Source organism: Teichococcus aerofrigidensis, assembly GCF_054073225.1.
Window position 1 is genome coordinate 1 of sequence record NZ_JBSXMU010000132.1, and the last position, 7,882, is coordinate 7,882.

The 7,882-nt window shown below is 69.0% G+C and carries 6 protein-coding genes; 4 read left to right on the forward strand and 2 right to left on the reverse strand.

The genetic code is table 11. The features are described 5' to 3' along the window. Nucleotides 1-46: 46 nt before the first annotated feature. A complete protein-coding gene (gene htpG, locus ACVMLK_RS18180; protein ID WP_457487197.1) occupies nt 47-1,885 on the reverse strand; it encodes a molecular chaperone HtpG in 1,839 nt (612 codons plus the stop codon). A gap of 151 nt (nt 1,886-2,036) precedes the next feature. Here htpG and ACVMLK_RS18185 point away from each other — a divergent pair, with 151 nt between their 5' ends. Continuing rightward, the gene (locus tag ACVMLK_RS18185; protein WP_198366037.1) at nt 2,037-3,263 is read left to right on the forward strand and encodes an ABC transporter substrate-binding protein; all 1,227 of its coding nucleotides are present in this window, start codon (nt 2,037-2,039) and stop codon (nt 3,261-3,263) included. Between the two features lie 21 nt (nt 3,264-3,284). Here ACVMLK_RS18185 and ACVMLK_RS18190 read toward each other — a convergent pair whose 3' ends face one another. Beyond that, nucleotides 3,285-3,542: a hypothetical protein gene (locus tag ACVMLK_RS18190; protein ID WP_457487198.1), complete on the reverse strand. Its 258-nt coding sequence runs from the start codon at nt 3,540-3,542 to the stop codon at nt 3,285-3,287. 521 nt (nt 3,543-4,063) lie between these two features. On the opposite strand from ACVMLK_RS18190, the gene ACVMLK_RS18195 reads away from it, so the two are divergent. The 3 genes from ACVMLK_RS18195 to ACVMLK_RS18205 form a co-directional block, all read left to right on the forward strand. Then, nucleotides 4,064-6,304 (forward strand): VapE domain-containing protein, encoded by a 2,241-nt coding sequence (locus ACVMLK_RS18195; RefSeq protein ID WP_457487199.1) that lies wholly within the window; start codon nt 4,064-4,066, stop codon nt 6,302-6,304. A 231-nt stretch (nt 6,305-6,535) separates the two neighbouring features. Further along, nucleotides 6,536-6,832 (forward strand): hypothetical protein, encoded by a 297-nt coding sequence (locus ACVMLK_RS18200; RefSeq protein WP_457487200.1) that lies wholly within the window; start codon nt 6,536-6,538, stop codon nt 6,830-6,832. 841 nt (nt 6,833-7,673) lie between these two features. Beyond that, nucleotides 7,674-7,882 (forward strand): hypothetical protein (locus ACVMLK_RS18205; RefSeq protein ID WP_457487201.1); only part of this gene is annotated, 209 nt, incomplete at its 3' end.

Below are 7,882 nucleotides of genomic sequence, written 5' to 3' on the forward strand. Positions count from 1 at the left end.
CCCCCCCCCCCCCCCCCCCCGGGGGGGGGGGGGGGCGGCGATCCGCTCAGCCCAGCCGCGCCGCCAGGGCTTCCGTCACCTGCCGGGCGAAGGCCGCGGGGTCGCGCGGGGTGTCGCCATCCTGCAGCCGCGCCAGGTCCAGCAGCAGCCCGGCCTCCTCCCGTAGCTCGGCGCCGGCCGCCGCGCGCTCCGCCAGGCGGCGGATCAGCGGGTGGCGCGGGTTCAGCTCCAGCACCGACATCTCGACGCCGAGGCCCCGCCCGGCGCGGCGCAGCAGCCGCTGCAGCGAGAGGTCCGGCGCGCCGGGCATGGCGGCGAGCGCCACGGCGCTGTCCACCAGGCGCTCGGTGGCGCGCACCTCCGTCACCTCGCCCTCCAGCGCCGCCTTGAGGCTCGGCAGCAGGCCTGCGAGATCGGCCGGGGGCTCGGCCGGCGCGCCCTCGGGGGCGAACCGCGCCAGGTCGGCGCTCTCCTGCGTCACGCTGCGCAGCGGCCTGTCCTCGAAGCGCTCCAGCCGCTCGGGCCAGAAGTTGTCGATCTGGTCGGAAAGCAGCAGCACCTCCAGCCCGCGCGCGCGGAAGCCCTCCAGCTGCGGCGAGGCGGCGAGTGCCGCCGGGTCCTCGCCCACGAGGTAGTAGATGGCCTCCTGCTCCGGCTTCATCCGCGCGACGTAATCGGCGAGCGAGGTCCAGCCCTCCTGGCCGGTGGAGCGGAAGCGCAGCAGCGGCGCGACATCCTTGCGGTGCTCGGCATCCTCCCAGGCGCCTTCCTTCAGCACCGGGCCGAAATTCTCCCAGAACCGCGCGTAGTCCTCCGCCTCCTTCGCGCGGCTCCGCAGCTCGGAGAGCACGCGGCCGGTCACCGCCTTGCGGATGCGGCCCAGCACCGGCGTCGCCTGCAGCATCTCGCGGCTGACGTTGAGCGGCAGGTCCTCGGTGTCCACCACGCCCTGGACGAAGCGCAGCCAGGGCGACAGCAGCCCGGCCTGGTCGGTGATGAACATCCGCCGGACATGCAGCCGCACCCGGCTCTCGCGCTCCCCCTCCACCGCCTGGAAGGGCTTCATGCCGGGGATGAAGAGCAGGGCGCTGAACTCCAGCGTCCCCTCGGCACGCCAGTGCAGCGTCGCCCAGGGCTCGTCGAAGACATGGCCGAGATGGCGGTAGAACTCGGTGTAGCTCTCCGCGCTGACCTCCGACTTCGGCTTGCGCCACAGCGCCGTGCCCTCGTTGGCCGGCTCCTCCTTGCCGTCCTGCAGCAGGACGATCGGCACGGTGATGTGGTCGGCCCATTTGCGGATGATGGTGCGCAGCCGCAGCGGCTCCAGGAACTCGGCGGCATCGGCCTTCATGTGCAGCACGATGTCGGTGCCGGCCTCGGCGCGGCCCGCGGGCGCCAGGGTGAACTGGCCGCGCCCCTCCGAGGCCCAGAGCCAGGCCTCCTCGCTGCCCGCCGCGCGCGAGGTCACCTCGACCCGATCGGCCACCATGAAGGCGGAATAGAAGCCGACGCCGAACTGGCCGATCAGGTTCGGCCGGTCGGCGGCCTGGCTCTCGGCCAGGGCCTTGGCGAAGGCCAGGGTGCCGGAGCGGGCGATGGTGCCGAGGTTCTGCGCCAGCTCCGCCTTGCTCATGCCGATGCCCGGATCGGAGAGGGTGAGGGTGCGCGCGGCCTTGTCCGGCACGATGCGGATCCGCGCCTCCCCCGGCAGGCCGAGCTCCGGCCGGGTCAGCGCCTCGAAGCGGCGCTTGTCGATGGCGTCGGCCGCGTTGGCCACAAGCTCGCGCAGGAAGATCTCGCGCTCCGAGTAGAGGGCGTGGACGACCAGATCCAGCAGCCGCCCCACCTCGGCATTGAACTCATGCCGCTCCACCGTCTCGCTCACAGGCCTCTCCTTGGATGGATGCTTTGTCGCGAGGCGCGATATGCGCGGGGCGGGCGCCGGTTTCAACGGCGCTTGCGGCACCGCGGCAGAGCCGCCAAGCTCGCGCCCGCGGCGCCGGCCGCCGCGACGTTCGAGGAAGGAAAAAGACCGGATGACCGAGTTCCGCCGCCGCCATCTGCTGGCGGGGGGCGCCGCCCTGCTGGCGCCCCTGCCGATCGCCCGCGCGCAGCAGGCCGCGCCGGTCCGCATCGGGGTGCTGGCCGACTTCTCCGGCCCCTATCGCGACACCTCCGGCCCCACCGCCCTCGCCTGCGCCCGCCAGGCGGCCGAGGATCTGGGCCTGGCCGCGCGCGGCATCACAGTGGAGTTCGTGCAGGGCGACCATCAGAACAAGCCCGACGTCGCCCTCGCCCTGGCCCGCCGCTGGATCGACCAGGACGGCGTCGACATGATCTGCGAGGTCAACAACTCGGCCATCGCCCTGGCCGTGGCCGGGCTGGTGCAGGAGAAGAACAAGGTCCAGGTGAACACCGGCGCCCTCTCCGCCGCGCTGACCGGCGAGCGCTGCTCGCCCAACACCGTGCACTGGACGGCCGACACCTACATGCTGGCCAAGACGGTGGGCAGCGCCACGGTGCGCAACGGTGGTGACAGCTGGTTCTTCATCACCGCCGACTACGCCTTCGGCCACCAGATGGAGAAGGATCTGACCCGCTTCATTCAGGCCGCGGGCGGCAAGGTGGCGGGCTCGGCGCGCTTCCCCTTCCCGGGCACCACCGACTTCGCCTCCTTCATCCTGCAGGCGGCGGCCAGCCGGGCCAAGGTGGTGGGGCTGCTGATGGCCGGCGCCGACATGGTGAACTGCATCAAGCAGGTGCAGGAGTTCGGCCTGTCGCGGCGCGGGGTGAAGGTGGCCGGCACGCCGATGTTCGTCACCGATATCCACGCGCTCGGCCTGGAGACGGCGCAGGGTCTGCTGCTGGCCGAGGCCTTCTACTGGGACCTGAACGACCGCACCCGCGCCTTCCTGAACCGGGTCAAGCCCAAGGTGCCGAACAACTGGCCGAACCAGGAACAGGCCGGCACCTATTCCGGCGTGCTGCATTACCTGAAGGCGGTGGCCGACCTCGGCCTGCCGGCGGCGAAGGCGAGCGGCGCCGAGGTGGTGCGGCGGATGCAGGCCATGCCGACCGACGATGACTGCTTCGGCCCCGGCACGCTGCGCGCCGATGGCCGCAAGATCCACCCCTCCTACCTGTTCGAGGTCAAGGCGCCGGGCGAGAGCCGGGGTGCCTGGGACTACTACAACCTGCGCGGCACGCTGGCGGCGGAGGAAGCCTTCCGGCCGCTGAAGGAGGGCGGCTGCCCGCTGGTCTGAGGCCGCGCGCGGGGTCGCCCTCTACCGCAGCACCTGCGCGACCCTCTCCGCCTCCTTCTTCGGCATCTGCGCCGCGAGGGTGCCGATCAGACGGAGCAGCTCGGCCTGCTCCGGCCCGTTCCCCCGGGCCAGGAAGGTCGCCACCGGGATCTCGGAGACGGCCCCGCCGGAGGGAGCGTTGGGCTCGTGCCGCACGAGCGCGCCCCGGTCCGGGTCCTGCACGAGGTACCAGGAATCGCCATTGGAGCTGCCATGGATCAACCGCTCGGCCTTGGGCATCGGGACGCCTCCTTGTTTCCAGGAGGATGAACGTCTCGGCCGGCTTTTCGTCGCCGTCCTGTCCCGCGCTTTGGCCAATCGCTCCGCGGAGAACCCGCAAGCCCGGGATGAGCGCATGACGCCCCATGGCGGGACGGTGCCGCCGAGAGCCTGAGTTACGGCTCGGATCGGAGGAGGGAGGATGGTGCCCAGAGCCGAGCGGCGGAAGCCCCGGTAAATCAGCAGGATAGTTCTCAGTGGGACCGCAGCAAAAGCGAGGAAATTCAACGGCCTTCTAATCCGGAAAGTCCCACTTTTTCGGGCACGGGGCAAGCCGGAAGCGCAGGGCCGGGCGTGCTTCGCGCAACCTTGAGCGCGACCAGCAAGACTGTTCGCGTCTGGTGCTCGCATTGTGGGTGCCATCACCAGCACGGTGCCGACGGCATCCTCGATGGGCAGAACCCTCACCGTCAGGCGCACTGCCATCGCCCGGGCAGCCCCTATCAGCGCACCGGCTACCTGCTGGTGGTGGAGGGCCGGCGATGAGCGCCGCCACGCAGCAGCCCGACCCAACAACCGCTCTCCGCCTGCGGCTGCTGGGGAACGGCTATGCGCCGATCCCCGTCACCGCGCCGAATTACAAGCACGAGAAGGTCAAGAGCCCCGGCAAACAGCCGTTCTTCAAGGGCTGGAACACGGTGCGCCCAGGGACCGTTACCGCCGACATGGTGGCCGCGTGGCCGGCAACAATCTTCAACCATCCGAACACCGGCCTGGTCTGTGGCGAGCTCGTCGGGGTGGATATCGACGTGCACGAAGAAGGCCTCGCGAGACGGCTTGAGGGGCTGGCGCGGGCCATGCTGGGGGAGACGCCCTTGCTCCGCATCGGGCGGGCGCCAAAACGCCTCCTGGCTTATCGGGCCATGGTGCCGTTCGACAAGCTGATGACGGCGCCGACGATGAAGCTGCCGGACGGCACCGGCGCGCAAGTCGAGGTGCTGGCCAACGGGCAGCAGTTCGTGGGGTATGGCCTGCATCCCGATACCGGGCGGGAATATGAATGGCCCGACAGCGGTCCTGACAGCACGCCCCTGGCCGAGTTGCCGGCCGTCACGGCGGCGACCATGGCTGGCTTCATCACCGCGGCCGAGGCCATGATCCGGGCAGCGGGCGGAAGGACCGACAAGGACCGCGAGGACGAGCTGACAGCGGAAGCCGATCCGATCCTGTCGGAGGGCGCGGGGGAGAAGCCCTCAGCACGAAAGGCTGGCGGTTATCGTGCGCCTACCCGCGACGAAGTGGAAAGCGCCCTGGCGGCCGTCCCGAACCGGCATGACTGGCACGGCTGGGTGAAGATCGGCGCCGCCATCTATGACGCCCTGGCCGACGATGGCGAAGACCTGTTCATGGCTTGGTCGGCGCAGTCCTCCAAGCATGACGAGGCTGCCACCCGCACCAAATGGGCCAGCTTCCGCGCCAGCGGCTTGCGGATCAAAGCAGCATCGCTGTTCTGGGAAGCACGCCAGAACGGCTGGAAGCCGGAGCGGAAGGGGAGCAACGACAACTCCGGCCGAGCCAGGCCCCCGGAGGGCGCCGCCCCCTGGCTCCGGGACTGCCAGTCCGACAAGGAAGGCGACCCGCGCGGCAACCTGGCGAACGTCATGCTGGCGCTCCGCGCCGACCGGCACCTCACGGACCTGCTGGCCTATGACCAGATGCTGCGGGCCGAGATCCTGGCGCGGCCGGTGCCGGCCAGCCTGTGCCCGCCGGAAGAAGCCCGGCCGGTGCAGGATGCCGATGTCAGCGCCTTGCAGGAGTTCCTGCAACGCCAGGGACTGGAGAGGGTGAGCAAGGACACGGTGCACCAGGCCGTGTCGCTGCGGGCCAGGGAACGGGGCTTTCACCCGGTGCAGCAGTACCTGAACGGCTTGTTCTGGGACGGGCAGCCGCGCCTGGCGAAGTGGCTGCACACCTATCTCGGCGCCGAGGCCACACCCTACACCGCCGGCATCGGCACCATGTTCATGGTCGCCATGGTCGCCCGTGTGTTCCAGCCCGGCTGCAAGGCCGATTACATGATGGTGCTGGAAGGCGCGCAGGGGGCGATGAAATCCACCGCCTGCGCCGTGCTGGGCGGGCCGTGGTTCAGCGACAACCTGCCGGACATCCGCGGCGGCAAGGATGTGTCGCAGCACCTGAACGGCAAGTGGCTGATCGAGGTGGCCGAGATGTCGGCGCTCGACAAGGCGGAGGCCGCTGCCCTCAAGGCGTTCATCACCCGGCCGGTGGAGCGCTACCGCCCGAGCTACGGCCGGAAGGACGTGATCGAGCCCAGGCAGTGCGTCTTCATCGGCACCACCAACAAGACCGCCTACCTGCGGGATGAGACAGGCGGGCGGCGGTTCTGGCCGGTGAAGGTGGCGCCGGTGCTGGACGTGGCCGGGCTGGCCCGGGACCGGGACCAGCTCTTCGCCGAGGCCTATGCCCTGTATCGCCAGGGCACGCAGTGGTGGCCGACCCGCGACTTCGAGGCCGAGCACATCCGCAGCGAGCAGGAGCAGCGCTACGAGGCCGACGCCTGGGAACAGGCCATTGCCGAATGGCTCAACGCCAAGACGCAAGTGACGGTGCTGGAGGTGGCGCGCGGTGCCTTGGGCATCGAGACGGCGAAGATCGGCACGGCCGACCAGCGGCGCATCGCCGCCGCGCTGGAGCGGCTCGGCTGGCAGCGGGGGGCGCGGGCGCATGGGGGGGTGCGCAAGTGGGAGAAGGGGGGTGGGTGACGCACATCCGGAAGTGCGTCACCGCCGCACCTATAGAAATCAACCACTTGCGGGATTGGTGACGCATGGTGACGCACATTCCCCTACGAGGTCTGTAGGAGTTATCTACGCCCTGCCCACCTCCACTACCCCTAGGAAGTACGTAGGGGAAAATGCGTCACCGTGCGTCACCGCGTCACCAAACGCAGCATTTTCATGCGCTTACACGGTGACGCACTTTGAGGTGCGTCAGTGACCGCCCGCGCGTCCAGGCTACGGGAAGCCTCTATCGACCCTCACGACCTGGCCGAGGCGAAGATGGCCGGCAGGGACTTCGCCCGTTCGGTCATGGCCTGGGCGACCGATCAGGACGACGCTACGGATGCCCTGTACCAGGCCGAGGAATGTATCGAGGCGACGGCGGCTACCGCCGGCTACGCCCGCCCCGAGGCCCTGACCCTTGCCAACGCCTTCTTCGACGCGGCCCAAGCCGAACACCTCCGCCTATATGCGGCAGGCTGCTGCGGTAGCCGGGCAGGGCATGCATGATCCGCGTCCTGTTGCTGCCCGATGCCTGCGATCCAGAGGGGGCGCCACGGCCCGCGCTGGCGATCCCCGGCCGGGCCAGGCCGACCGTCTTTCCAAGCCTCGCGGAAGCCCTGGCAGCGCTGCGACGGCTGGAGGAGGGCGGGGCATCTCTCGCCGGCGCGCCCGCCGAATGAAAATCGCTCAGAGCTGACCGGCTAGACCGCGCCCCCAGGCAGCTTTCGCTAAATCGCAACATTTTAGGGAAATCGAGGGTCGAGGCGAAATGCATGCCTGGATATTCGCCCGGCATGCAATGCGCGCGAGCTTTAATCTGCACGCGGGAAAAAATTGCCTGGGGGCGCGGTCTAGCGCGGCAGCTCCAAGCGATTTTCCGATTGGCTCAGTGCGCCGCCCGGTCCCGATGCGTGATCCGGTAGCTGAGCACGGCGGCGGCCAGCAGACCAAACGGGCCCATGGACAGAAGGGCGAGTTCCGAAAGCGTCATTCTTTCATCCCTTCCAGAAGTGCACGTGCTGGTTCTGCGAGGCGCAAAGGTATGGTCAATACGACCATACCTTGAGGTATATGCGTTTACTTCGGCAAAGCCTTATCGAGCAGCCGCCGCACCGCCTCGGGCCGGGAAGGTCCGTCATCCTGCCGCTCTATCCAGCTATCCAGGCGAGCTAGAGCCTCGGGCTGGAGCCGAACTCCAACCATGACGCCAGTTTGCTCCGCTCGTGCCTTTTTCGTGTAAACACGAATTGCTTTAGCCATGCATTGATGCTAACACGAAAGCGGCCGGCAAGGAAGGTGGCACTTCCTGACCGGCCTAACCACCACCTGTTCCTATGGAGAACCGGCAATGGCTAACTGCGCCGAATACGCGCGCACTGACTGCGCGTCCAGAAGAAGACTGCTCACCAAGGTCGCTCACGGTGAGCGACCTTCTCTCACCGCCTTCGACCGCGCCCGCATCGAGGCTCTCATTAAGAACCTGATCGCGTTGCTCGATGCCCACGACGCGCCGATGGCCGACATGGAGCCGGACCACGACGGCGAGCTCGAAGCTGA

Excerpts from the sequence above, each read along its gene's own strand:
- ACVMLK_RS18185 (WP_198366037.1), top strand. The coding sequence starts at position 2,037 with ATGACCGAGTTCCGCCGCCGCCATCTGCTGGCGGGGGGCGCCGCCCTG.
- ACVMLK_RS18190 (WP_457487198.1), bottom strand. The coding sequence starts at position 3,542 with ATGCCCAAGGCCGAGCGGTTGATCCATGGCAGCTCCAATGGCGATTCC.
- ACVMLK_RS18195 (WP_457487199.1), top strand. The coding sequence starts at position 4,064 with ATGAGCGCCGCCACGCAGCAGCCCGACCCAACAACCGCTCTCCGCCTG.